The sequence below is a fragment of the Microbacterium sp. LMX7-1.2 genome (assembly GCF_040675935.1).
Lineage (GTDB): Bacteria > Actinomycetota > Actinomycetes > Actinomycetales > Microbacteriaceae > Microbacterium.
Genome location: NZ_JBEGIL010000001.1, coordinates 2705460 through 2729492 on the forward strand (window position 1 = coordinate 2705460; position 24033 = coordinate 2729492).

At 65.6% G+C, this 24033-nt stretch carries 23 protein-coding genes and 1 pseudogene; 15 read left to right on the plus strand and 9 right to left on the minus strand.

Annotated elements, in window-relative coordinates:
• Positions 1-46: 46 nt before the first annotated feature.
• The 4 genes and pseudogenes from MRBLMX7_RS13225 to MRBLMX7_RS13240 form a co-directional block, all read right to left on the minus strand.
• The gene (locus MRBLMX7_RS13225; protein ID WP_341933407.1) at positions 47-1231 is read right to left on the minus strand and encodes a 4-hydroxybenzoate 3-monooxygenase; all 1185 of its coding nucleotides are present in this window, start codon (positions 1229-1231) and stop codon (positions 47-49) included.
• Positions 1232-1284: 53 nt separating this feature from the next.
• Positions 1285-2088 (minus strand): IclR family transcriptional regulator, encoded by an 804-nt coding sequence (locus tag MRBLMX7_RS13230; protein WP_341933408.1) that lies wholly within the window; start codon positions 2086-2088, stop codon positions 1285-1287.
• Positions 2089-2169: 81 nt separating this feature from the next.
• A pseudogene (locus MRBLMX7_RS13235) lies at positions 2170-3058 on the minus strand (amidohydrolase family protein).
• 23 nt (positions 3059-3081) lie between these two features.
• Positions 3082-4515 (minus strand): gamma-aminobutyraldehyde dehydrogenase, encoded by a 1434-nt coding sequence (locus MRBLMX7_RS13240; RefSeq protein WP_341933409.1) that lies wholly within the window; start codon positions 4513-4515, stop codon positions 3082-3084.
• 100 nt (positions 4516-4615) lie between these two features.
• Here MRBLMX7_RS13240 and MRBLMX7_RS13245 point away from each other — a divergent pair, with 100 nt between their 5' ends.
• From MRBLMX7_RS13245 to MRBLMX7_RS13255, 3 genes are read left to right on the plus strand one after another with little or no spacing between them, the layout of a single operon-like run.
• Positions 4616-5083, plus strand: a complete 468-nt coding sequence (locus MRBLMX7_RS13245; RefSeq protein WP_341933410.1) for an Lrp/AsnC family transcriptional regulator — start codon at positions 4616-4618, stop codon at positions 5081-5083.
• 29 nt (positions 5084-5112) lie between these two features.
• Positions 5113-6519, plus strand: coding sequence for an NAD(P)/FAD-dependent oxidoreductase (locus tag MRBLMX7_RS13250; RefSeq protein WP_341933411.1), 1407 nt, complete (start codon positions 5113-5115; stop codon positions 6517-6519).
• Positions 6516-6863, plus strand: coding sequence for a cupin domain-containing protein (locus MRBLMX7_RS13255; protein ID WP_341933412.1), 348 nt, complete (start codon positions 6516-6518; stop codon positions 6861-6863). The genes MRBLMX7_RS13250 and MRBLMX7_RS13255 overlap by 4 nt, the downstream gene beginning before the upstream one ends.
• Positions 6864-6900: 37 nt before the next feature.
• Here the strand turns inward: MRBLMX7_RS13255 and MRBLMX7_RS13260 are convergent, their stop codons facing one another.
• The gene (locus MRBLMX7_RS13260) at positions 6901-7284 is read right to left on the minus strand and encodes a MerR family transcriptional regulator (protein WP_341933413.1); all 384 of its coding nucleotides are present in this window, start codon (positions 7282-7284) and stop codon (positions 6901-6903) included.
• Between the two features lie 107 nt (positions 7285-7391).
• On the opposite strand from MRBLMX7_RS13260, the gene MRBLMX7_RS13265 reads away from it, so the two are divergent.
• Positions 7392-8333, plus strand: a complete 942-nt coding sequence (locus tag MRBLMX7_RS13265) for an aromatic alcohol reductase (RefSeq protein ID WP_341933414.1) — start codon at positions 7392-7394, stop codon at positions 8331-8333.
• Between the two features lie 29 nt (positions 8334-8362).
• Here MRBLMX7_RS13265 and MRBLMX7_RS13270 read toward each other — a convergent pair whose 3' ends face one another.
• Together MRBLMX7_RS13270 and MRBLMX7_RS13275 are read right to left on the minus strand one after the other, a co-directional pair.
• A complete protein-coding gene (locus tag MRBLMX7_RS13270) occupies positions 8363-9532 on the minus strand; it encodes an MFS transporter (RefSeq protein ID WP_341933415.1) in 1170 nt (389 codons plus the stop codon).
• Positions 9532-10188 (minus strand): GntR family transcriptional regulator, encoded by a 657-nt coding sequence (locus MRBLMX7_RS13275; protein WP_341933416.1) that lies wholly within the window; start codon positions 10186-10188, stop codon positions 9532-9534. Before MRBLMX7_RS13275 ends, MRBLMX7_RS13270 begins: the two co-directional genes overlap by 1 nt.
• Before the next feature lie 138 nt (positions 10189-10326).
• Here MRBLMX7_RS13275 and MRBLMX7_RS13280 point away from each other — a divergent pair, with 138 nt between their 5' ends.
• The 4 genes from MRBLMX7_RS13280 to MRBLMX7_RS13295 are packed head-to-tail and all read left to right on the plus strand — an operon-like array spanning position 10327 to position 14538.
• On the plus strand, positions 10327-11343 hold the full coding sequence (locus MRBLMX7_RS13280; RefSeq protein ID WP_341933417.1) for a tripartite tricarboxylate transporter substrate binding protein: 1017 nt from the start codon (positions 10327-10329) through the stop codon (positions 11341-11343).
• Positions 11340-11831 (plus strand): tripartite tricarboxylate transporter TctB family protein, encoded by a 492-nt coding sequence (locus MRBLMX7_RS13285; RefSeq protein ID WP_341933418.1) that lies wholly within the window; start codon positions 11340-11342, stop codon positions 11829-11831. Before MRBLMX7_RS13280 ends, MRBLMX7_RS13285 begins: the two co-directional genes overlap by 4 nt.
• Before the next feature lie 10 nt (positions 11832-11841).
• Positions 11842-13464, plus strand: coding sequence for a tripartite tricarboxylate transporter permease (locus tag MRBLMX7_RS13290; protein ID WP_341933419.1), 1623 nt, complete (start codon positions 11842-11844; stop codon positions 13462-13464).
• A gap of 9 nt (positions 13465-13473) precedes the next feature.
• Positions 13474-14538 carry an isocitrate/isopropylmalate dehydrogenase family protein gene (locus tag MRBLMX7_RS13295; protein ID WP_341933420.1) on the plus strand — a complete coding sequence of 355 codons (1065 nt, stop codon included), beginning with the start codon at positions 13474-13476 and terminating at the stop codon, positions 14536-14538.
• A 68-nt stretch (positions 14539-14606) separates the two neighbouring features.
• Here the strand turns inward: MRBLMX7_RS13295 and MRBLMX7_RS13300 are convergent, their stop codons facing one another.
• On the minus strand, positions 14607-15680 hold the full coding sequence (locus MRBLMX7_RS13300) for an Ldh family oxidoreductase (protein ID WP_341933421.1): 1074 nt from the start codon (positions 15678-15680) through the stop codon (positions 14607-14609).
• 95 nt (positions 15681-15775) lie between these two features.
• Here MRBLMX7_RS13300 and MRBLMX7_RS13305 point away from each other — a divergent pair, with 95 nt between their 5' ends.
• Complete coding sequence (locus MRBLMX7_RS13305) at positions 15776-16099, plus strand: putative quinol monooxygenase (protein WP_341933422.1); 324 nt, start codon at positions 15776-15778, stop codon at positions 16097-16099.
• Here the strand turns inward: MRBLMX7_RS13305 and MRBLMX7_RS13310 are convergent.
• A complete protein-coding gene (locus MRBLMX7_RS13310) occupies positions 16092-16793 on the minus strand; it encodes a GntR family transcriptional regulator (RefSeq protein ID WP_341933423.1) in 702 nt (233 codons plus the stop codon). The two genes, MRBLMX7_RS13305 and MRBLMX7_RS13310, sit on opposite strands and share 8 nt — an antisense overlap.
• Positions 16794-16889: 96 nt before the next feature.
• Between MRBLMX7_RS13310 and MRBLMX7_RS13315 the strand changes: the two genes are divergently transcribed.
• Genes MRBLMX7_RS13315 through MRBLMX7_RS13340 form a run of 6 tightly spaced genes read left to right on the plus strand, consistent with a single transcriptional unit; the run spans position 16890 to position 23878 of the window.
• Complete coding sequence (locus tag MRBLMX7_RS13315) at positions 16890-18314, plus strand: CitMHS family transporter (protein ID WP_341933424.1); 1425 nt, start codon at positions 16890-16892, stop codon at positions 18312-18314.
• A gap of 25 nt (positions 18315-18339) precedes the next feature.
• Positions 18340-19752 carry an NAD-dependent succinate-semialdehyde dehydrogenase gene (locus tag MRBLMX7_RS13320; protein WP_341933425.1) on the plus strand — a complete coding sequence of 471 codons (1413 nt, stop codon included), beginning with the start codon at positions 18340-18342 and terminating at the stop codon, positions 19750-19752.
• 4 nt (positions 19753-19756) lie between these two features.
• A complete protein-coding gene (locus MRBLMX7_RS13325) occupies positions 19757-20500 on the plus strand; it encodes a cupin domain-containing protein (protein WP_341933426.1) in 744 nt (247 codons plus the stop codon).
• Positions 20501-20521: 21 nt separating this feature from the next.
• Entirely contained in the window at positions 20522-21361 is an 840-nt protein-coding gene (locus tag MRBLMX7_RS13330) for an HpcH/HpaI aldolase/citrate lyase family protein (RefSeq protein WP_341933427.1), read from the plus strand.
• Positions 21362-21382: 21 nt separating this feature from the next.
• The gene (locus MRBLMX7_RS13335; protein WP_341933428.1) at positions 21383-22834 is read left to right on the plus strand and encodes a glyceraldehyde-3-phosphate dehydrogenase; all 1452 of its coding nucleotides are present in this window, start codon (positions 21383-21385) and stop codon (positions 22832-22834) included.
• A gap of 27 nt (positions 22835-22861) precedes the next feature.
• Positions 22862-23878, plus strand: coding sequence for a TerC family protein (locus tag MRBLMX7_RS13340; protein WP_341933429.1), 1017 nt, complete (start codon positions 22862-22864; stop codon positions 23876-23878).
• The last annotated feature ends 155 nt before the right edge of the window (positions 23879-24033 follow it).

A 24033-nucleotide genomic window follows, 5' to 3' on the forward strand; every position in this document is an offset into this window, starting at 1 on the left:
CGCCGCCTGCTGCGCCGGCCGAGGCCGGCGCAGCAGAGGCACCCGCTCAGAGACCGGCGAGCGGCCATCCCGTATACGCCTCGGCGAGGTAGGTGCGTCCGGCCTCGGACTCCACGACCGTGCGCAGTTCGCCGAGTTGGCGCAGGCGGTCGAAGTCGGTCGCGTCCGGGGCGACATGCAGCAGGCTCGTCATCCACCACGAGAACTGCTGCGCTTTCCAGATGCGCTGTCGCGCGGTCTCGGGGAACGCCTCGATGAGACGGGAGTCGTTCTCGAGAAGCAGGGCGCGGAGCGCCTTCGCGAGGATGACCACGTCGGCGACCGCGAGGTTCATGCCCTTCGCCCCGCTGGGCGGCACGGTGTGGGCGGCGTCGCCGATGAGGGCGACGCGCCCCCTCAGCAGGTGGTGTGCCACGAAGCTGCGGAACCGCAGGATGTCGCGCTGGAAGATGCGGCCCTCGATGAGGGTGGTGCCGGGCACCCGCTTCTGCAGCTCCTCCCACAGCTGCGCTTCGCTGTAGGCCATGGGGTCGTCGTCGGGATCGCACTGGAAGTACATGCGCTGCACCGTGTCGCTGCGCTGGCTGATGAGCGCGAAGCCGTCGGGGGAGTTGGAGTAGATCAGCTCGTCCGCGCTCGGCGGTGCCTCGCAGAGAATGCCGAACCAGGCGAACGGGTACTCGCGGAAGTATCCGCCCGAGCGCGAGCCGGTGACGGCTGCGCGTGCGACGCTGCGCGAGCCATCCGCGCCCACGACGAAATCGGCCTCGATCTCGAACCGCTCGCCGGCCGCGTCCGTGGCGACGACACGAGGGCGGTCGCCCTCGGCATCCTCCACCGACTTCGCCGTGACCCCGAAGCGGAGGTCCTGACCGTCGGCGAGGCGCGCGGCGATGAGGTCCTTCAGTGCCTCGTGCTGCGGATACAGCCATACGGCACGTCCGGTCAGCCCCGCGAAGTCGATGCGGTGTCCTTCGCCCGCGAAGCGGAGCTCGATGCCCTCGTGACGGTGCCCCTCGGCGCGCGCCCGCGTCGAGGCGCCGGTCTGCTCGAAAAGCTCGACAGTGCCCTGCTCGAGGATCCCCGCGCGAATGGTCGACTCGATCTCCTCGCGGGTGCGGGAATCGATGACGATCGACTCGATCCCGGCGCTCGAGAGCAGGTGCGAGAGAAGGAGGCCTGCGGGGCCTGCGCCGATGATGGCGACCCGGGTGCGGCTGGGAGCGGGCATGTCGTCTCCTCTGACGTGATTCTCGAGGCCTGCGGGCCCGTCTCAGTCTCCAATCAGCGGGGCGCTACACCACCGAGATTCCCATTCAATGGGGATCCGATCGATCGCTGCCGATGAGCGCCGAGCGCGCGTTCGATGTCTCGCGCGGCTTGAATGATCGCCACCAACGGGCCTTCCGTAGGGGAGTCGCGGGGCAGGACCACCGAAAGCGCAGCGATGACACCGCGCTCGCCGCGGATGGGCACTGCGACACCTGTGGAGACCTCTTCGACGTAACCGGGAGCGATGCTGAACCCGACACTGCGGACCTCATTGAGCTTCCTCCGCAGGTCGGAACTCTCCGTGATCGTGCTTTTCGTCAGACGCTTCATCGGTAGGCTCAGAACCCGCTCCCGAGTCGCGCGATCTGCAAACGCGAGCAGAACCAATCCCGAGGATGATGCGTGCAGGGGAAGGCGGCCGGCGATCTTGGTGATGTTCGCTCCGGACTCGGGGCTACTGAGGCGTTCCAGGAACAGCGCCTCGTCGGCCTCCCTGACGGCGAGTTGGGTGTGCTCCCCGATCCGCGCCTGCACCCGCTCCATCGAGGGCAACGCAGCTTGACGCAGACGGAGCGCGTCGGACGACCGAGTCGCCAGCTCCCACAGGCGCACACCCACCCGCATGCCGTTGTGCTCGTCGCGTTCCAGCACACCGCTCTCGACCAGGTCGTTCACGATGCGATGGGCGGTCGAGCTCGGGAGGCCCGCTCGACGGCCGATCTCACTGCGCGTCTGGACCGTGCGAGTGGGTGTGAACGTGTCCAAGACACGGAGTACGCGGGCGACGACGGAATCGCCAGTCGAAGAATTCGCCATCAGCTTGATGAAGGCCTGGAATCCGATGACGAGGGAGAGCAGGAGGCGACGGTGGTGGTCATGGTGCTCCTTCCGACGGTGTCAGTCTGCGAGACCGAGTAGTCGCGCCGCGTTGTCCTTGAGGATCCCCGGCATCACCTCGGGCTTGAGCGAGGTCTTCTCGGCGTCCCTCATCCAGCGTTCGGGGGTGAGGAGCGGGAAGTCCGATCCGAACAGGATGCGGGAACGGAGAAGCGAGTTGGCATGACTCACGAGGTTCTCGGGGAAGTACTTGGGGCTCCAACCGGACAGGTCGATCCAGGTGTTGGGCTTGTGGGTCGCTACAGACAGCGCCTCGTCCTGCCAGGGCACGGACGGGTGGGCCATGATGATCTGTAGGTCGGGGGAAGTCCGCAGCCACCGGGTCGAGCAGCATCGGGTTCGAGAGCCCCAGGCGCAGACCGCGCCCTCCTCGGAGTCCGGCGCCGATGCCGGTTTGTCCCGTGTGGAAGAGGGCGATCACTCCGGCACCCTCAAGGAGCCTGTAAAGCGCGTGATGCGTTTCGTCGCTCGGATCGAATCCCTGCAGAGTGGGGTGGAACTTGAAGCCGCGCACACCGTAGTCGTCGATCAAACGGCGTGCGCGATCCACAGCCGCGGCGCCGAGGCGTGGATCGACCGATCCGAAAGGGATGAGGACGTCGTTGTTGTGCGCTGCGCCCTCGGCGATTTCCTCGCTGAAGATGCCTGTGTGTCCCAACTGCGTCGTCGCGCCGACCGTGAACACGACCGCTGCCATTCGGCGCTCCCGATAATACTTCGCAACCGAGTCGAGGTCCGGGCGCGGGCCGTCAATAGAGAAGTACTCCGATGCGGCACTCGAGAGGTCATCAGGCAGCGAGGTGCGTCCGTGTCTGTCGACCTCGATGTGCACATGCACGTCGATCGCGGAGATCGTCTCGAGGTCGATGGCTGGCTCGTAACGAATCATGATCGTCTGGCGGCGGGTCGCGCTCAGTCGAGCGCGGTCATGACGTGCTTGATGCGGGTGTAGTCGTCGAAGCCGTATTGCGAGAGGTCCTTGCCGTAGCCCGAGTGCTTGAAGCCGCCGTGCGGCATGTCGGACACGAACGGGATGTGGGTGTTGATCCACACGCACCCGAAGTCGAGGTCGCGGGAGAAGCGCATCGCCCTGGTGTGGTCACGCGTCCACACCGACGAGGCCAGAGCGTAGGGGACGTCGTTCGCCATCGCCAGCGCCTCCTCGTCGGTGTCGAAGGCCTGCACGGTGAGCACCGGTCCGAAGATCTCGCTCTGCACGGCCTCGTCGTCCTGGTGCAGACCCGAGACGATGGTGGCCTCGAAGAAGTAGCCCGCGTCTCCCTGGTGACGCCCGCCGGTCTCGATCGTGGCGTGAGGCGGCAGCCGGTCGACGAAGCCCTGCACCTGGGCGAGCTGGGCCGCGCTGCTGAGGGGCCCGTACAGGACTCCCTCCTCATGCGGTGCACCGGTGCGGGCATCCGTTTTCGTCTTCTCGACCAGCGCCGCGACGAACTCGTCGTGCACAGAGGAGTGCACGAGCACGCGGGTGGCGGCTGTGCAGTCCTGCCCGGCGTTGAAGAACGCGCCGGTGACGATGCCCGAGGCCGCCCTGTCGAGGTCGGCGTCGGGGAAGACGATCGCCGGCGCTTTGCCGCCGAGTTCGAGGTGCACGCGCTTCACGTCGGCGGCGGCCGAGCGGGCCACTGCCATGCCCGCCCGCACCGACCCGGTGATCGCGACCATCTGCGGCGTCGGATGCTCGACGAGCGCCACCCCGGTGTCGCGGTCGCCGAGCACGACGTTCAGAGTGCCGACGGGCGTGTGCACGGCCACGATCTCGGCGAGCAACAGCGTGGTCAGCGGGGTCGATTCGGCGGGCTTCAGCACCACGGTGTTGCCGGCGGCGAGCGCTGGCGCGATCTTCCACACCGCCATGTTGAGCGGGTAGTTCCACGGCGTGACCTGGCCGATGACGCCGATGGGCTCGCGGCGCACGAACGAGGTGTGGCCGGCGAGGTACTCGGCGGCGGCGCGGCCCTCGAGGCTGCGGGCGGCGCCGGCGAAGAACCGCAGCTGGTCGATGGACTGCAGGATCTCGTCGGCGACGAGGCTGGCCCGCGGCTTGCCGGTGTCCTTCGACTCCAGGTCGGCGAACTCCTCGGCGCGGGCCTGCATCTCGTCGGCGATGCGGAACAGGGCCAGCTGCCGGTCGGCCGGGGTCGTGTCGCGCCAGACGGGAAACGCGGCGGCGGCCGCGGCGTACGCGGCGTCGACGTCGGAGGCGTCCGACACGGGCAGCTCGCCGTACGTCTCCTCCGTCGCCGGGTCGATCAGCGGCATCCGCCCTGCGCCGTTCACGGGAACGCGTCGACCGCCGATGAAGTTCTGCAGGGATTCTGTGGCCATGACGGTCATAGTAGCCACAATATTGCGAATACGGAAGTTCTACAGGGGCTACGCAATGGAATCAGTTGCGAATGTTGGATGATGCTGTCAATATCATCACATGAGTGCCGCAACGAAACAGCCAGTCCTTGATGACATCTCGAAGCGGATCGTCGAGCTGCTGCAGGAGGACGGCCGGCGCCCCTACGCCGAGATCGGCCGCGAGGTCGGGCTCAGCGAGGCCGCGGCCCGGCAGCGCGTGCAGCGGATGACGGAGGCGGGCATCATCCAGATCGTCGCCGTCACCGACCCGATGCAGCTCGGCTTCAAGCGCATGTCGATGATCGGCATCCGCGTCACCGGCGACCCCCGTGCGGTCGCAGAGCAGCTGACGGAGATCACCGAACTCGCCTACGTGGTCGTGACCCTCGGCACCTACGACATCCTCGTCGAAGCGGTGTGCGAGAGCGACGCCCATCTGCTCGACCTCATCGCCACCCGCATCCGCACCATCCCCGGCGTCATCCACACCGAGAGCCTGCTCTACGCCGGCCTCTACAAAGACCTCTACAACTGGGGTACGCGCTGACCGCGCGGCCCGGAAACAAGGAGAGATTCATGGGAACCACCGTCTTCGAACGCCAGCGCCCCTCGGATGCCGTCATCGACGCGTCTCTGCAGGGGACGGCGCTGAGCGTCTTCTGGCTCGACGACGTCGAGCGGCCGACGCATCCGGCGCTCACCGGCCCGGTGTCCGCCGATCTCGTGATCGTCGGCGGCGGGTACGCAGGACTGTGGACCGCGGTGCGTGCGAAGGAGCGCGACCCGCAGCGCCGGGTCGTGCTGCTCGAGGCGTCGCGCATCGCGTGGGCGGCCTCCGGCCGCAACGGCGGCTTCTGCGAGGCGAGCCTCACGCACGGCCACGAGAACGGACTGACCCGCTGGCCGCAGGAGATTGACCGACTCGAGGAGCTCGGACTCGAGAACCTCGACGGCATCGCCCGGACCGTGGAGCGATACGGGATGGATGCCGACTTCGAACGCACCGGCGCGATCACGCTCGCCGTCGAACCTCATCAGGTCGACTGGCTCCGCGAGGAGGACGGCTTCCTCGACCGCGAGGCCGTGCAGGCCGAAGTGCATTCGCCGACCTTCCTCGCCGGCGCGTGGGACCGCGATGCCACGGCGCTCGTGCATCCCGCGAAGCTCGGCCTCGAGCTCGCGCGGGTCGCCGCCGACCTGGGCGTCGAGATCTTCGAGCACTCGCTCGTGCGAGGCATCGAGGGCGACGGCACGGGACCGATGACCGTCGTCACCCGCGACGGCGGACGCGTGATCGCCGACGACGTCGCGCTCGCCACGAACGTCTTCCCGTCGCTCCTCAGGCGCAATCGGCTCATGACCGTCCCCGTGTACGACTACGTGCTGATGAGCGAACCGCTGAGCGACGAACAGCTCACGTCGATCGGCTGGTCGAACCGCCAGGGCCTCGCAGACAGCGCCAACCAGTTCCACTACTACCGCCTCACCGCCGACAACCGGATCCTCTTCGGCGGCTACGACGCCGTGTACCACTTCGGCGGCAAGGTGCGCCCCGAGTACGAGGACCGGATGGAGAGCCACCGCAGACTCGCCTCGCACTTCTTCACGACGTTCCCGCAGCTCGAAGGGCTGCGCTTCACGCACCGCTGGGCGGGCGCCATCGACTCGTCGAGCCGGTTCTGCGCTTTCTTCGGCACCGCCCGCCGGGGACGGGTCGCCTACGCGACCGGCTTCACGGGGCTCGGCGTCGGCGCCGCCCGGTTCGCCGCCGACGTCATGCTCGACGAACTCTCGGGAGAGCAGACCGAACGCACGGAGCTGGCGATGGTGCGCGAGAAGCCCATCCCGTTCCCTCCGGAGCCCGCCGCCGCGATCGGCATCAACCTCGTGCGCGCCGCGATGGACCGCGCCGATCACAACGAGGGAAAGCGCAACCTCTTCCTCCGGACGCTCGACGCCGTCGGCATGGGATTCGACTCGTGAGCCTGCTCGCCGCCGGGGCGGGAGTGGATGCCGCGGCACTACCGCTCGTGCACGAGCCGCTGCCTGTCGACGAGGTAGTGCTCGGTCAGCCGACGACCGCCACGCGTGCGCTGGCTGCCCTCGGTGAGATCGAGGTCGGCATCTGGGAGATGACGCCCGGCACGGCATCGGACATCGAGGTCGACGAAGTTTTCGTCGTGCTGGCCGGTCATGCGCGCATCGACTTCGTCGAGCCTCCGCTCACCGCGATCGAAGTCGGTCCTGGATCGATCGTGTATCTGACCGAAGGGCAACGCACCGTGTGGACGGTCACCGAGACCCTGCGCAAGGTGTACATCTGCTGAGAGCATCATGCGGCTCGCATCTGCAGGATGATCTCCTTCATCGCGCGAAGGAGGCTAGCACGTCAGAATGTTCCGAGCTTCGAAGGTAGCGGATCACGGCATCGCGGCTCTTCTCCAAGCACGAGATGCGGTTCTCGACCACACGCAACTCCCGGGCCAGGTCCTCGGCTGACGCACGGCTGCACGAAACCGCCTGCTGTCGTTCGAGCGGTGCCTCGATATCCAGGACGATCTTGATCATGCGTGTCGAAAGACCGGCTTCAACCAGAGCCCGGACGTGGCGGGCATGCTCGACCTGCTCCTCCGAGTAGTCGCGATATCCATTCCCTGAGCGCGAGGCCGCGATGAGGCCTTGCTGCTCGTAGTACCGGAGCATCCTTGCAGGTGCCCCGACCTTGGCCGCGGCTTCGCTGATCTTCATGCTCACTCTCCTCTACCGATCCCGATTTGACCTTGACACTAGTGTCAAAGTTTACGCTCTGTGGATGCAGGCGCCTCGACACACGAGACGCAAGGAAAGGAGCATTGATGTCAGGACATGAGTGGGACGGCCAGTCCAGGAAAATTCTCGTAATCGGAGCAGGAGAGCTAGGCATGCCCGTGCTGCGGAACGTCATGCGCCGCGCCATGGGTGTCCCAGGCTCCTCGGTGGACGTTCTGCTCCGCTCCGCCACCATCGATTCCGGGGCACCGGCGAAGCAGCGCGATCTCGCCGAGATTCGCGATCTGGGGATAGGCATTGTTCCCGGCGACCTCGTGCAGAACACGATCGACGAGCTTGTGAGCATCTTCACCCGGTACGACACCGTCATCGGATGCACGGGGATCACCGCGGGCCTTGACGCTCCCATGAAGGTCGCCCGCGCGGCACTGGCGGCGAAAGTACCCCGGTACTTCCCTTGGCAGTTCGGCGTGGACTTCGATGTCATCGGTCGCGGCAGCCCACAGGATATCTTCGACTCGCAGCTCGATGTCCGAGACCTCCTGCGGTCGCAGGAAGAGACCGAGTGGGTGATCATTTCGACCGGCATGTTCATGAACTACCTCTTTGAGCCCGGCTCGGGGATGGTTGATCTACCCAGTCGTACCGTCAACGCGCTCGGGTCAGCAGAGACCGCCGTCACCGTGACGACGCCGGAGGATATCGGTGCGCTCACCGCAGAGATCCTCTTCGCTGAACCTCGAATTCAGAATGAGATCGTCTACGTCGCCGGCGACACCGTAACCTACGGAGAGGTCGCCGAGACGCTCGGGGACGCGCTCGGACATCCGTTCGCGCTGAGGGTGTGGTCGGAATCTCAGCTCATGGAGGAACTCGCCGACGACCCTCATGATATGACGCGGAAGTATCGTGCCGCCTTCGCGCAGGGGCGCGGTGTTGCCTGGGATAAGGCAACTACCTACAATGCCCGTCAGGAAATCAGGACGACAACGCTCCGCGAGTGGGTGAGGGCCAACCTCGTCCCCTGACCGGCGGCATACGCATCACGCTGGCGGAGCTAGGGGTCTTCATCGAAACGCACGGTCCCGATCAGCACCAAAGTGCCGACCAACAGCAAGCCCGTCACTCCCAGCACGGCGCCGGCGCTCGCGATGCTGCCGAGAGATCCGACTGCGGACGGGAGCACGACCTGGCTCAACCGGTTCCCGGCGAGGCGCACCGCAAGGGCTGTTCCCCGACGCCCGGGTGGGACCTGCTCCGTCACCCAGGACATGGTCAGCGGCTGTCCGACCCCGAGGCCGAGGCCGAGGGTGACCATCGTGGCGAAGATCGCCCACTCGGGCACGGGGGTGGCGAGGATCAGGAACGAGATGGCGGCCATGGCGATGCTTACCCCCATCAGCCGGGCTCGCCCGATGCGCGCGGCCGCACGACCGAGGAACAGTCTGGACGCCATCGACGCGACCGCCCGGATGGTGAGCAACGCGCCGACGGATGCGGCGGTCATCTCCCGTTCGACGCCCAGCGCCGGGATGTAGACCAGGGTGAGGTCCACGGCTGCGACGATGAGCGCGCTCGTGCCAATAGCACGGGCGACGCCTGGGGTTCGGAGGATCGACCACGTGTTGCCGTCGGTGGCACGGTTCAAGGGCTTCTCGGACTTCGCGTTACGCATCAGCGCACCGAAGACGACGAGCGCACCCGCGATGCACACTCCCGCGCTGAACAGGGCGTTCGTCGAAGGCGTAAGCCCGTGGCCCCCGACAAGCGGGATCAGCAACGGTCCGGCGGCCTGACCAAGCGAAGCCATGAACGTGTAGTAGCCGAACATCGAGTCCAGTCGCCCACCTCGCGAGGTGTGGGCAACCGCGCTCTGCTGGCCGACGATACACGCCAGGTGGCCGGCGCCGAGGACCGCTGTCGCGACTATCAGGCCAACGAGGTCGCCGCCCCAGAAGAGGAATGTCACTGCCGCACCAAGTGTGATGACGGATCCCATGAGGATCATCGGCCGAGAGCCGATGCGGTCAGCGAGAAGGCCCGCGGGTACGGCCAAGAGGAGAGGGAGCACGGCGAACGCTGCCCCAATCGCGCCGAGCGCCGCTGGCGGCGCCCCCAGCTCCAGCGCTCGATACGACGCGGTAGGACGGATGAGGAAGATGGCGGCCTGGATCAGCGCCGAATGCAGCAGAAGCGACGCGAGCGACAGACGCCCGAACGGCTTCATCAATCCAGATTCGCGCCGATAGCGCGCAGCGCCTCGTCCCGCGCGTCAATCACGTGCTGGAAGGCCATTCGGCGGGCGCCTTCGACATCGCCGTCAGCTACAAGCCGTACCAGTGCACGATGCTGTTCAAGAGCGGACTGCCGTCGGGCTGCGCTGTGGTTGGTGAACCGGCGATAACGCTCCATCTGGCTGGAGACCTGGGCGTGAAGGCGCACCGCCCAGTCATTGCCGGCGATGTCGGCAAGGGCACTGTGCAGCGCCTGGCCGTATCGCATGGCGTCGTCCGGAAAATCGACCATCGCGGCGTTACGGGCAACGATCCCTTCCAACTCTTCGATATCGGCAGCCGTCGCACGGGACGCTGCTTCGCCAGCCATCAACAACTCGAGGGATGCGCGAACGTCATACAGCTCTGAGATCTCGGTCTGGTTCAGCTGCGGCACCACGAGCCCGCCAGTGGGGAGGCGTTCGAGCAGGCTCTCCGACACGAGTTGCCTCACGGCCTCACGCAGCGGCGTGCGACTCACCCCCAAAGACGTCGCCAGGCTCTCCTCCGAGAGTCGGGAGCCGGGCTGCAATTCGAGTGTGAGCACCTTGCGACGAAGCTCCGAGTACGCCAGATGACTACCCGAGCCCCGCATCGTTGCGTTCGCCATGTCCACCTCCGCCGTCAGCATACTTGTACCAGTTGCATAGTTGTATACAGATGTACGAAGTGCTACGTTTCCGACAACGCAGATCGCGTCGGCGCCGCAAAGTAGCGGCACGCACTGCGCACACAGCGGAGATCAATGATGATGCTCACCCGAAAGAGAAGTGTCCGTCTCGCCCTCGCGGCAGTCGCCCTTACCGCCGTCCTTGGCGCAACCGCCTGCTCGGCCAGCAACAGCGGCGGCGCGGGAGGCGGGGGAGCCCCCGACATCCTGCGCCAAGGCGTATCCATCGACGCGCCGTCCGGTCCTGGCAGCGGCTACGACCAGACCGCCCGCGCCATCGAGGCCACGCTCAAGGGCGAAGACCTCGTCTCCCGCGTCCAGGTCTCCAACACGGAAGGCGCCGGCGGCACCGTGGCACTGGCGGAGTTCGTGACCAAGACCGATCCGGATGAACTGATGATCGGCGGACTGTCGCTCGTCGGCGCCACCATCACGAACAACGCCCCGAACACGCTCGAAGAGCTGACGCCCATCGCCCGCCTCATCGGCGAGTACGACGTCATCGTCGTGCCGGCCGCAAGCCCGCACGAGACGCTTCAAGACTTCTTCGACGCGCTGGCGGACGACCCGGGCAAGAACCCCATCGCCATCGGCAACCAGGGCGGGTATGACCACATGTGGGGCGGCATGCTCGCTCAGGACGCAGGCCTCGAGGCCACGGACGTGAACTTCGTCACGTTCTCCGGTGGCGGGGAAGCGCTCATCGCTCTTCTCGGGAACCAGGTCGCGGCGGGCATCTCCGGTTACGGCGAGTTCGCCGACGCCATCGAGAATGGCGACCTTCGCATCCTCGCGACGGCGTCCGCCGAGCCGCTGGAGATCGCACCTGACGCTCCCACCATCGCTGACGCCGGTTACCCCGACTCCGCCCTTGTGAACTGGCGTGGAGTCTTCGCCCCTCCTGGGATCAGCGACGAGGACCGCGCGACGCTCGAGGCGCTGTTCGAAGACGTCGTGAAGTCCGACAGCTGGAAAGAGGTCCTCGAGACCAACGGCTGGAGCGACGAGTGGCTGGGCAGTGACGACTTCGGTACCGAGCTGACGTCCGTCCAGGAGCAGACACAGCAGCTGCTGGCGGACCTCGGGCTGGTATGAAGCTCTCGATTCAGAGCAAGGGGGAGCTCGCGTTCGCCGGGCTCCTCCTTGTCCTCGGCATCTTCGTTCTCATCGAGACGGCGGCGATTCCGATCCCTGTTGCCGCGAGCAACGTCGGCCCCCGGTTCATGCCGTACTTCGCCGGCGGCCTGCTCACGGTCGCTGCAGCCTGGACTCTGCTCGAGATCCTGCGTGGCCGCTCCGCGTCCCCGGAAGAGTCCGAGCTCGCCGACCCGACGCAGAAGTTCCACTTCGGTCGCGTCGCGCTCCTGGTCGCCTCGGTCATCGCCTTCGGCGTCCTGCTGGACCCGCTCGGCTACCTCATCGCTGCGCCGCTGTGCATGTTCGGCCTGCTGCTGACCTTCGGTGCTCGGCGCTGGTGGCTCATGACCGTCGTCTCCGTCGTTCTCCCCGTGCTCATCTTCCTTCTGTTCACCGAGGTGCTGGGTATCTACCTACCCCTCGGACCGTTCGAAGGCCTCTTCTGAAAGTCCCATCATGGAAGGCTTGCAAGGACTCATCGACGGCTTCGCCGTCGCGCTGACTCCGGGGAACCTGCTCTTCGCATTCCTCGGCGTCCTCGCGGGAACCTTCGTCGGTGTTCTCCCCGGCATCGGACCCGCGCTCACCATCGCTCTGCTCCTGCCCCTGACCTATACGGTCGCCCCGGAAGCGGCGTTCATCATGTTCGCTGGCATCTATTACGGCGCGATGTACGGTGGCTCAACCACATCCATCCTCCTGAACACTCCAGGCGAGTCCGGGTCGATGATGACAGCCGTCGAAGGCAACAAGATGGCAAGGACCGGGCGCGCGGCAGCAGCCCTCGCGACTGCCGCCATCGGATCGTTCGTCGCTGGAACCATCGCCACCGTTTTGCTCGCGTTCGTCGCCCCCTACGTCGTCGATGTCGCGATCCTCCTCGGCCCAGCGGACTATCTCGCCCTCATCGTGGTCGCGTTCATGACGGTCGGAGCGCTCCTGGGAGCCTCGCCCGCCCGCGGATTTGTCAGTGTCAGCATCGGTCTGGTCATCGGCCTCATCGGCTTCGACGCTCAGAGCGGCGTCGCACGGTTCACCTTCGGGATCCCTCGCCTACTCGATGGCGTCAGCTCCATCGTCATCATCGTCGGACTCTTCGCGCTCGGTGAAGCGGTCTACCTCGCGGCCAAGATGCGCAAGGGCAAGCCGCAGATCATGGCCATCAACAAGGGCAAGCACTGGATGACCCGCGAAGACTGGAAGCGCTCCTGGCCTGCGTGGCTCCGCGGCACGCTCATCGGCTGGCCCCTCGGCGCAGTCCCGGTCGGAGGGTCCGAGGTCCCGACCTTCCTGTCGTACGCGGCAGAGAAGCGCCTTTCCCGGCACAAGGAGGAGTTCGGACACGGTGCCATCGAGGGTGTCGCCGGCCCCGAGGCGGCCAACAATGCCAATGCCGCAGGTGCTCTCATGCCGCTGCTCGCGCTCGGGCTGCCGACAACAGCCACGGCCGCGGTGATCCTCGTTGCGTTCCAGCAGTACGGCATCCAGCCGGGGCCGCGACTGCTGGAGACGCAGCCCGAGCTCGTCTGGGGTCTTGTCGCAGCGCTCCTCATCGGAAACCTGATGCTCCTCATCATCAACCTCCCGCTCGTCGGGCTCTGGGTGAAGGTGCTCCGGATCCCGACTCCGTACCTCTACGCGGGGATCATCATCTTCGCCCTGCTCGGTGCGTACAGCCTCAAAGGGTCCGTGTTCGACGTCTTCGTCCTCTTGGTCGTCGGCATCCTGGGCTACTTCATGCGGCAGTATGGCTTCCCCATCGCACCACTCATCATCGGTGTGATCCTCGGCCCGGTCGCTGAGCAGCAGCTTCGACGTGCATTGGCGATCTCGGACGGCGACGCACTCGCGCTCATCCACTCGCCGTTCTCCATCGCCTGCTACGTGCTCGTCATCCTCGTCGCCATCGTTCCCTTCTTCCTGAAGCGCTGGGAGCGCCGCACCGCGGCCGAGGTCGGTCTGGATGAGGTCGACGCGGGCTTCGCCACCTCCACGCTTCGCACCGTCGACAAGCGCACCGCCCGCCGCGAGGCGAAGGTGGCTGCCAAGGCGTCCGCCGGCGACAAGACCACCCCCTGAGAGGACCCCATGCACATCCTTGTACTGCCCGGAGACGGCATCGGGCCAGAGATCACCGAGTCCACCCTCGAAGTGCTCCGCGCCGTCGAGCGCACCCACGACGTGACCTTCGAGATCGAAAGCGCCGACATCGGCCTGAAGAGCCTCGCGGAGGTCGGCACGACGTTGCCGGCCGACGTCCTCAAGCGAGTTCCCCAAGCGGACGGAGTCATCCTCGGCCCGGTATCGCACTACGAGTACCCGGCCAAGCACGAGGGCGGATTCAACCCCTCGGCGGAACTCCGCGTGCAGTTCGATCTGTTCGCCAATGTCCGGCCGTGCCGGTCGCGAGCGGACATGAGCATTCTGCGGACGCCGATGGACCTAGTCCTCGTGCGCGAGAACACCGAGGGGTTCTACTCCGACAGGAACATGTTCGCCGGATCCGGCGAATTCATGCCCGATCCCGACAGCGCCTTCAGCATCCGGAAGGTGACGGCGCGTGCATCGTCACGCGTTGCACGTGCGGCGTTCGAGATCGCTCAACGCCGCAACAACAAGGTCACGGCCGTCCACAAGGCCAACGTCGTGAAGCTCTCCGACGGGCTGTTCCTCCGCGAGGTTCGCAAGGTCGCTGAGGAGTACCCGGACGTCGAGCTCACTGAACTCATCGTCGATGCGGCGGCCGCGGCGCTCATCAAGCGGCCCGACCACTTCGACGTCATCGTGACGACGAACATGTTCGGCGACATTCTCTCGGATGAAGCGTCCGAACTGTCCGGCAGCCTGGGCCTGGGTGGTTCCCTGAACGTGGGCGACGACATCGCCGTCGCGCAGGCGCAGCACGGCTCCGCGCCCGATATCGCGGGTCGCGGAATCGCCAACCCGACTTCGCTCATCCTGTCCGCGGCGATGCTTCTGGACTGGCGCGGCAGACAGGACGGCTCGGTTGCACTGCAGGATGCCGCGGGGGCCATTGAGGCCGCTGTGGATCGTGTGCTCAGCAACCCGCAGACGCGTACGGGCGACATCGGCGGAGCACTCGGTACTGCGGAGTTCACCCGCCATGTCGTCGAGGCGTTGTCGCACCGTTGACCACTCCGAACATAACGTGGGCCCCTCGCCAGGGAGTGCGAGGGGCCCACGAGTGTGGGTGCGGAGAACTACAGGGTGAACTCCACTCCCTGCTCGTCCGCAATGAGCTGCAGGTCCAGGATCGTCTGCTCCGGAAGCTGCAGACCGCCGGCCTCTGCCACCCGAGCAGCAGAGCGGTCCTCCACTTCGCCGGGGTAGAAGATCTCGTTCGCGTCCTGCGCGAGCGGAGTGCTCTTCACCTCGTCGACGAGGTGGGAGACGCGCTCTGCATATCCCTCGGGGTCACCGGTAGCGTTCACGTCGATGGCGAGGAAGAGGTGGCCGGCGCCGCTGGCCTTGTCCGCCTCGTACGGGCCGTGCACTCCGGTGCCGACGGCGCTGCCCGTCAGGGCGCCCGACAGCACATCCATCATGAAGGTGATGGCGTAACCCTTGTGCGCGGCCATCGGCAAGATGACACCGTGGACTGCCTCGGCCGCATCGGTGGTCCGTGCGCCGTCCTCGGTGAGTGCCCAACTGTCGGGGATGAGTTCGCCCTTCTGGCGGGCGAGGTAGATCTTCCCGCGCGCCACAGCGGTGTTGGCGATGTCTACGGCGACGACGCGGTCACCGTAGGGCGCTGCGATAGACCAGGGGTTGGTGCCCAGACGCTTCTCGCGACCGCCCCATGGGGCCATGGCAGGCGAGGCGTTCGTCGTGAGGATCGCTGCGCAGCCGTCGGCGGCGGCGCGGCGGGTGAAGTACATCGCGGTGCCGAAGTGGTTGGAGTTTCGCACGCCGACCGCACCGATGCCGTGCTCTCGAGCGCGGCGCACCGCTTCGATCCGCGCGTGCTCGGTCAGCACCTGTCCGATGCCGTCGTGGCCGTCGTAGATGGCGAGGGCTCCGGTGTCAATAACGGTGGACGGTGCGGTCACCGTCTTCATCGCTCCGGTGCGCAATCGCTCGAGATACCAGGGCAGACGCAGCACGCCGTGCGACTGATGGCCCCACTCGTCGGCCGCGACCAAGCTATCTGCGACCAAAGCGGCATCGGCATCGGGTACGCCCTGCGACGTGAGGATTCGCGTTGCGAAGGTCCGAAGCGAAGACGGGGACACCAACTGAGTGGGTGCCGCGTCGAGGGAAGGCTGAGCGTCCATTGGTCTGCCCGTCCGATCAGTCAGGATGAGATGTGTACACCTACAGGTATACACTACCTACGGAAAGTTCGCATCACGAGGTTTGAGGAGTTGCCATGCACTCGGTTTGGGTGGAAGTACAGGTCATCGAGGGGAAGCTCGATGAGTTCCGTGCTGCAATCGCTGCGAACGCGGATGCCACCGTCCGCGATGAGCCGGGCTGCTACTACTTCGACGTCATCGAGCTCGACGCAGCCGAGCAGCGGTTCGCCTTCTATGAGATCTACCGCGACAGGGACGCGTTCGTCGTCGAGCACCGGTCCGCGGCGCACTACGCGGCGTGGAAGCAGGCGGTCGCTGAGACCATCGTTCCTGGGTCTCAGACCATCACTGAAGGGCGACGTTTGTTCGGCGCCTCGGAGACTGTTCCGTCTAGGTGACGAGGAGCTCGCCGGCGTCGCCGGTCATCAGCTGACGGAAGATTGCCTGGTCGACGTGGTTGAGGTGAGTGGTCATCGCCTCAGCCGCGGCGTCGGCGTTGCCGTCGACGATGGCATGGCACATATTCATGTGCTCGGCGACGGATTCCTGCAGGCGCGAGAGGTCTCCATGCGCGATATATCGCAGTCTCGCGCTATGAGGCCGCAGGTCCACGATGGAGCGTCCGAGGTACTCGTTCGGCGTATTCACCGCGATGAGCCGGTCGAACTCCGCCGCAGCGTCGCGGAAACGCGCCGCGAACTCGGGGGAGTACTCGACGCCTCGGATGGAAGCGAACGCATCGAGCACGCGGAGGAAGGCCTCTCGGAGCGAGGGGTTATCCGCAGCCTTCTGAGTGACCATCCGCACCGCGATGGGCTCGACGATGCGACGGAAGTCGAAAAGCGCCCGTGCGCTCCGCAGGGAAATGCGGGACACCGTAGGTGCTCGACGGGGAGCGAGGTCCACGAGCCCCTCAGCGGCGAGGCGCCGGATCGCCTCGCGGACAGGCGTGCGAGACGCTCCGGTGTACGCGACCAGTTCGATCTCCGACAGCGTCTGACCTGGCGCGAGCACGCCGGTCTCGATGTCGGAGCGCAACTGCGCATACGCGCGCTCTGCTTTGCCGCGCCAGACGCTGTCCTCGGAGCTCATGAATCCATCCTAGTTTACAAACAGGTATACCTGCATGTATAACTGTATGGACGCGCTCGACTGCGCAAGGTTCCCCTCTATGCAAAAGGAGCGACGATGCTCGTGATACTCGGCTTCCTGATGATCGCCGTGTTCATGTACCTGGTGATGGCCAAGAAGGCCACGCCGGTTGCAACCCTGATCCTGGTTCCCATCATCTTTGGCCTCTTCACGGGAGCTGGCCTCGGCCTCAGCGACATGATCGTCGAGTCGTTCCTCAAGCTCGCACCGACCGCAGGGCTTCTGTTCTTCGCCATCATCTTCTTCGGCACAATGATTGACGTCGGGCTGTTCGACCCGCTCATCAAACTGATTCTGAAGTTCGTGGGCAATCACCCCACCCGCCTCGTTGTGGGCACGGCGCTGCTGACTTCCATCGTGTCGCTGGACGGGGACGGTTCGACGACCTTCATCATCGTGACCTCGGCGTTCTTGCCGATCTACCTGCGACTCGGTATGAGCCCGGTGATCCTCACAGTGGTGGCGGCGATGTCCAATGGTGTCCTCAACACCGTCCCGTGGGGTGGATCCACCGCGCGCGCCGCAGCAGCACTGAACGTGTCGCCCATCGACATCTTCGTTCCGATGATCCCGTCCATCATCGCGGGTCTCGCAACGGTGATCATCATCGCCTACTTCCTCGGACGGCGTGAGACGAAGCGCATCGGCGAGCTCGTGCTGACCGAGTCGCCCGGCTTCCTCAAGAAGGCGGATATCGGGGTGGAGCTGAAGCACTCCTCGGCCGACCGCGCAACGCGCAAGGCCGCGGCGAACGGTGGCGACTGGGACTCGTCCGTCGTGCTGACCAACAACTTCGCCGTTCCGACCAACGAGGACGGGACGCAGCTGCTTGACCGACCGAACGCACGTCCGCGTCTGATCTGGTTCAACCTGATCCTCACCCTTGCAGTCATGACCGTCCTCGTGATGGATGTCACCGAGCCCGTCGTCATCTTCATGATTGCCGCGGCAACCGCGCTGGTCGTGAACTTCCCCCGTGTGCAGGAGCAGTCCGCACAGCTCAAGGCGCACGCCTCGTCGGTCATCTCCGTCGTCGGCATGGTGTTCGCGGCCTCGGTCCTCACCGGCATCATGAGCGGCACCGGAATGGTCGAGGCGATGGCCGGTTGGCTCGTTGACATCATCCCGCCGGCGCTGGGGCCGTTCATGGCGACTATCGCTGGAATCCTCAGTATTCCACTGACCTTCATCATGACCAACGACGCGTACTACTTCGGTGTTCTGCCGATTCTCGCTGAGACGGCGACCCACTTCGGCATTGAGCCGGTCGAGATGGCACGCGCATCTCTGGTGGGTCAGGCACTGCACCAGTCGAGCCCCCTGGTGGCGTCGTTCCTTCTTCTCATCGGTCTGGCCAACGTCAACCTCGGCGAGCACTTCAAGAAGGTCATCTGGCGCGGCACCATCGTCGCCCTGGTGATGCTCGTCGTCGGCGGCCTGTTCGCTTACCCCCTGTTCTGACGCTCGTTCTAAGAAAGGCACAATCATGGTCATCAGTTCGGTCAACCCGGCAACGGAAGAGACTGTCGCCACGTTCGAGCTTCACACGCCCGAGCAGCTCGAGCAGAAGCTCGACGCGGCCGTCGCCGCGCAGAAGAGCTGGCGTCGCACGTCCATCGAGGACCGCACCGCGCTGCTCCGTCGCATCGCAGAGGTGCTGCGCGAAGGCAAGGAAGAGTACGCGCAGATCATCACCCGGGAGATGGGCAAGCCCATCGTCGAGGCCCGCGCCGAGGTCGAGAAGTGCGCCGTCACCCTCGACTACTACGCCGAGCAGGCGCCGAAGTTCCTCGCGAACGAGCGCATCGCCTCGAACGCCACTGAGAGCGCGGTCGTCTTCGACCCGCTCGGTGTGGTCCTCGCCATCATGCCGTGGAACTACCCGTTCTGGCAGTTCTTCCGGTTCGCCGCTCCCGCCCTCGCTGCCGGTAACGCACCGTTCCTGAAACACGCGAACAACGTGCCGGCGGCCGCTGTCGCCGTGGAAGAGATCGTGCGCAAAGCCGGCGCGCCTGAGGGCCTCTGCACCACGGTGCTCATCGAGTCGAACCGCGTCGCCGCCCTCATTGAAGACGACCGCATCGCCGCCGTGACCCTCACCGGTTCGACCGAGGTCGGTCGCATCGTCGCCTCCCAGGCGGGCAAGGCCCTGAAGAAGCAGGTGCTCGAGCTCGGCGGGTCCGACCCGTTCATCGTTCTCGAAGGCGCCGACATCGCCGAGGCTGCGAAGGTTGCGGTCAAGGCGCGCTTCACCAACGTCGGACAGAGCTGCGTGAACGCCAAGCGCTTCATCGTCGAGGACGCTGTTGCCGACGAGTTCGTGGCAGCATTCGTCGAGCACGCCGCAGCGCTGAAGATCGGTGACCCGTTCGAGGATGACACCAACATCGGGCCGATGGCCCGCGGCAACCTCCGCGACGAGCTCCACGACCAGGTTCTGCGCACACTCGAGCACGGACGCACCGTCCTCAAGCTCGGTGGCGCACCGCTTGACGGCCCCGGCTACTTCTACCCGCCGACCGTCATCGACTACGTTGAGCCGGGGGACACCGCGTTCGAAGAGGAGACCTTCGGCCCCGTCGCCGCCATCATCCGCGCGAAGAACGCGGACCACGCCGTCGAACTGGCAAACGACACCGAGTTTGGTCTGGGCGCGGCGCTGTGGACCCAGGACCTCGACCTTGCTCGTAAGCTGACGCGACAGATCGACGCCGGCGCCGTGTTCGTCAACGGCATGGTGGCCTCCGACGCCCGCCTGCCTTTCGGTGGCATCAAGGCATCGGGATACGGCCGCGAGCTCGGCGACTACGGGCTGCGCGAGTTCGTGAACATCAAGACGGTGTGGATCGGACCGGCGAAGACCCCGGCTCCGACGGTCGCCGAGAAGATCGGCGAGTGACCCGATGACCGCTACGAACGACATCACCTCCCAGCCCACGCACGTCTTCCGCCCGGACGAGCTCCCCTCGAAGAACCGTGGAGGAGGGGCGAAGACGGTTCCACTGGTCACCGCCTCCCGGGGCGGCACGACCTACCTCAACGGCGTGACCATATTCGAGCCCGGCGCGGCCATCGGACACCACATCCACAACGTGGCCGAGTCCGTCATGGTCATCAAGGGCACCGCCGTCGTCGACATCAACGGCGAACGCACCGCCCTGAACACGTACGACACCACCTTCGTGCCCGCGAACATTCCCCACCACTTCGAGAACTCCTCGGAAACGGAGGAGATGCGGATCCTGTGGACCTATGGATCGCTCGACGCGACCCGCACGCTCACGGAGTCCGGAGAGTACGGACGTGTCGACGCCGAGTCGGCAGACGCCGCAGCGGGCGCAGTGCGAATCGTGACGGAGATGGCCACCATCACCGTCATCGACGGGCACCAGCAGCAGTTCGAGGAGGCCGTCGCGCAGGCGGCGCCGCTGTTCCAGCGGGCGCACGGAGCCCGCACGTTCCGGCTCGAATCGTCCGAGGAGAAGCCGACCGTGTACCGCCTCTTCGTCGGCTGGGAGTCCATCGACGACCACATGGTCACCTTCCGCGAATCGGGTGCGTTCCTGGCGTGGCGCGAACTCATCGGCCCGCACGTCGATGGCACCCCGCAGGTCGAGCACCTTCGCAACGTCCTCGCCGCCTTCTGATCCCGACCTCTGACGACGCTCATGACTGACATTCTCGACAGCACCTCTCTCGGCAGCGACCTCGCCCGATCCTGGCTCCTTGTCTCCGCGCGGGACACTGGCAGGTTCCAGGTCGCTGCCGAGGGCGACGCTGACGAGATCGTCCTCGACATCGAGGACGCCGTCGATGAGTCGTTCAAGGACGACGCGCGTCAGGATGTCGCCAGCTGGCTCTCGGACAACAGCGCCTGGGTGCGCATCAACAATCACGAGAGCCCGTTCTGGGCCGACGACGTCGCGGAGCTGAAAGGTTTCCGAGGGCTCCGCGGCGTCGTCCTCGCGAAAGTCGAGTCGGCCACGGCTGTGACGGAGACATTCATAGGTCTCGGCGGGGAGACGCCCGTCATCGCCCTCATCGAGTCCGCACTCGGCATCGAAGAGGCAGTCGGCATCGCACGGGCCGAAGGCGCGGCCCGACTCGCCTTCGGCAGCGGCGACTACCGCCGCGACACGGGAGCCAGCGCCGACGACCTCGCCATGGCCTATCCGCGGTCTCGCCTGGTCATCGCATCCCGCATCGGTGGGCTACCAGGCCCCATCGACGGTCCCACTGTCACCCCGGGACACGCGCCCCTGCGCGAGCAATCCGCGGTCGGAGTGGCACTCGGGATGACGGGCAAGCTCTGCCTCTCTGATGCGCAGCCCACCGTCGTCAACGAGGCCTTCAGCCCCTCGCGCTCCGACGTGATCTGGGCCCGCGACTTTCTCGCCGACTTCGATGACCGGGGAGGTGTCGTCCGCGACGGCAGCGACCTTCCGCGCCTCGGACGCGCGCAACGCATCAGAGAACTCGCACACGCCTTCCGCCTCAGCATCGACTGACGCCAAACCGAGAGAACAGCCGTGACCGAATCCGCCTTCGACTCCCACCGCGACAGCTGGGTGCGTCGCGAAGAGCTCGCCGAGAACCTCATTCCCCTCATCGGGAAGCTGTACCGGGACCACGGAGTGGTGACATCCATCCACGGTCACCACCTCATCAACCTCTCCGCCACCGGGGTCATCGCCGCGCACGACCGAGCGGCCGACATGGGCCACCCCGCCATCGCTCTGGAGCAGACTGCCTCCGTCCTCGAGGCTCTCCTCGCCGCAGCACCGGCGCCGTCCTCGATAGACATCGCCCGTGTCGCCGCCGCAGTCGCGGCGTCTGAGGCTGACGTCCTCAGTGCGCTGTTCGCTGAGATCCCTGACACCGAAGCCGGAAGCACGGACGTTGTCCTCTACGGATTCGGCCGAATCGGCAGACTGCTCGCCCGCATCCTCATCGCCCAGGCCGGCAACGGACACGGACTGCGGCTTCGCGCCATCGTCGTGCGCCGCGGATCGGGCAACGACCTCGACAAGCGCGCCAGCCTCCTCTTGCGCGACTCCGTCCACGGCCCGTTCTCCGGGTCCGTCTCCGTAGACCACGAGGCCAACGTCCTCATCGCCAATGGTGTGCGCGTGCAGGTCATCTACTCCGACGACCCCGCCGCCACCGACTACACCAGCTACGGCATCCACGACGCGGTCGTCGTGGATAACACCGGCCGCTGGCGTGACGAAGAGGGCCTGATGCAGCATCTCCGCAGTCCCGGCGTATCCCGGGTTCTGCTCACTGCGCCCGGCAAGACCCCGTTGAAGAACATCGTCCACGGCATCAACGACGACACGATCCACTCCACCGACCGGATCCTGTCCGCAGCGTCCTGCACGACGAACGCCATCACCCCTGTGCTGAAAGCGCTCGACGATGCCTACGGTGTCGCGCGTGGCCACGTCGAGACCGTCCACTCGTTCACGAACGACCAGAACCTCATCGACAACTTCCACAAGGGCGACCGACGAGGACGTTCCGCGGTGCTGAACATGGTCATCACCGAGACGGGCGCCGCGAAGGCTGTCGCGAAAGCACTTCCTCAGCTGGAAGGAAAGCTCACCGGCTCCAGCATCCGTGTGCCCACTCCAGATGTGTCCCTCGCCATCCTCAACCTCACGCTGCAGCGTGCGGTCACTCGCGACGAGGTCAACGACTACCTGCGCCGAGTGTCATTGCACTCGCCCCTGCGCCAGCAGATCGACTACGTCGAATCGCCGGAGATCGTGTCGACCGACTTCGTCGGCTCCCACCGCGCCGGCATCGTCGACGGGCTCGCGACCGTCGCTGACGGAGTCAACCTCACCCTCTACGTCTGGTACGACAACGAATACGGCTACAGCTGCCAGGTCGTGCGCGTCCTCGAACGTATGGCCGGCATCCATCCCATCGTGATCCCCGCGCGCGAGCGCGTGCTGGCCGAGACCCTCCCCGCATAGTCGCGTGCCACCACAAGGAGCATTCCGATGCCTGAACTGCCCCCTCTCTTCGAGATTGGTTCGATGGTCGCGCTCGTCGCGATCCTCATCATCGACCTGCTCATCGTCGTTCGACGCCCGCACGTACCATCCATGAAGGAAGCCACGCTGTGGGTGAGCCTGTACGTCGGTCTTGCCCTCGTGTTCGCCCTGCTGATGCTCAACTTCGCGGGCGGTGAATGGGCAGGGCAGTTCCTCGCAGGATGGTTGACCGAGTACAGCCTGTCCATCGACAACCTGTTCGTGTTCGTCATCATCATGGCTCGCTTCTCCGTGCCGAAGAAGAATCAGCAGGAAGTGCTGATGATTGGCATCATCATCGCGCTGCTCCTGCGAGGCATCTTCATCCTCCTGGGCGCACAACTCATCGATAACTTCTCCTGGATCTTCTACATCTTCGGAGCGTGGCTCGTCTGGACCGCTATCCAGCAGTTGCGTGACCACGAAGATGACGACTTGGACAGCTTCATCGTCCGCGCGCTGCGCAAGCGCATCCGGATCACCGACACGTACAACGGCATCAAGCTGAAGGTGACCGAGAACGGCCACAAGCACTTCACACCGATGCTCATCGTCCTCATCGCCATCGGCACCACCGACCTCCTCTTCGCGCTCGACTCCATCCCCGCGATCTTCGGAATCACCCAGAGCCCGTTCATCGTCTTCACCGCCAACGTCTTCGCGCTCATGGGTCTGCGCCAGCTGTACTTCCTCCTCGGAGGTCTGCTCGAACGGCTCGAGTACCTCAAGTACGGCATCGCGTTCATCCTCGCCTTCATCGGCGTCAAGCTCGTCTTCCACGCCATGCACGTCAACGAGCTCCCGTTCCTCAACGGCGGCGAGCACATCGACTGGGCGCCCGAGATCAACACCTGGACGTCGCTCGGCGTCATCGTTGCAGCCATGGCAGTATCGACCGTGGCGAGCGTTATCAAGGCTCGACGTGACGCAGCCAAGCGCGGACACCGCCTCACTGACGAGGTCGCGAACTTCACGTCGGACTGAGGCGCGGTCGAGCCTGGCGAGCGTCGGGTGGATCGCATCGATGTCTCCGAGAAGTTCTTCCGGATACCTGATCCGAAACGTCGGATTGAAAGCGGCGTCGCGCGTTCCGAAACGCTCTCGACGCTGACGACGGAACCGCGCTTGCACTCGTTGTC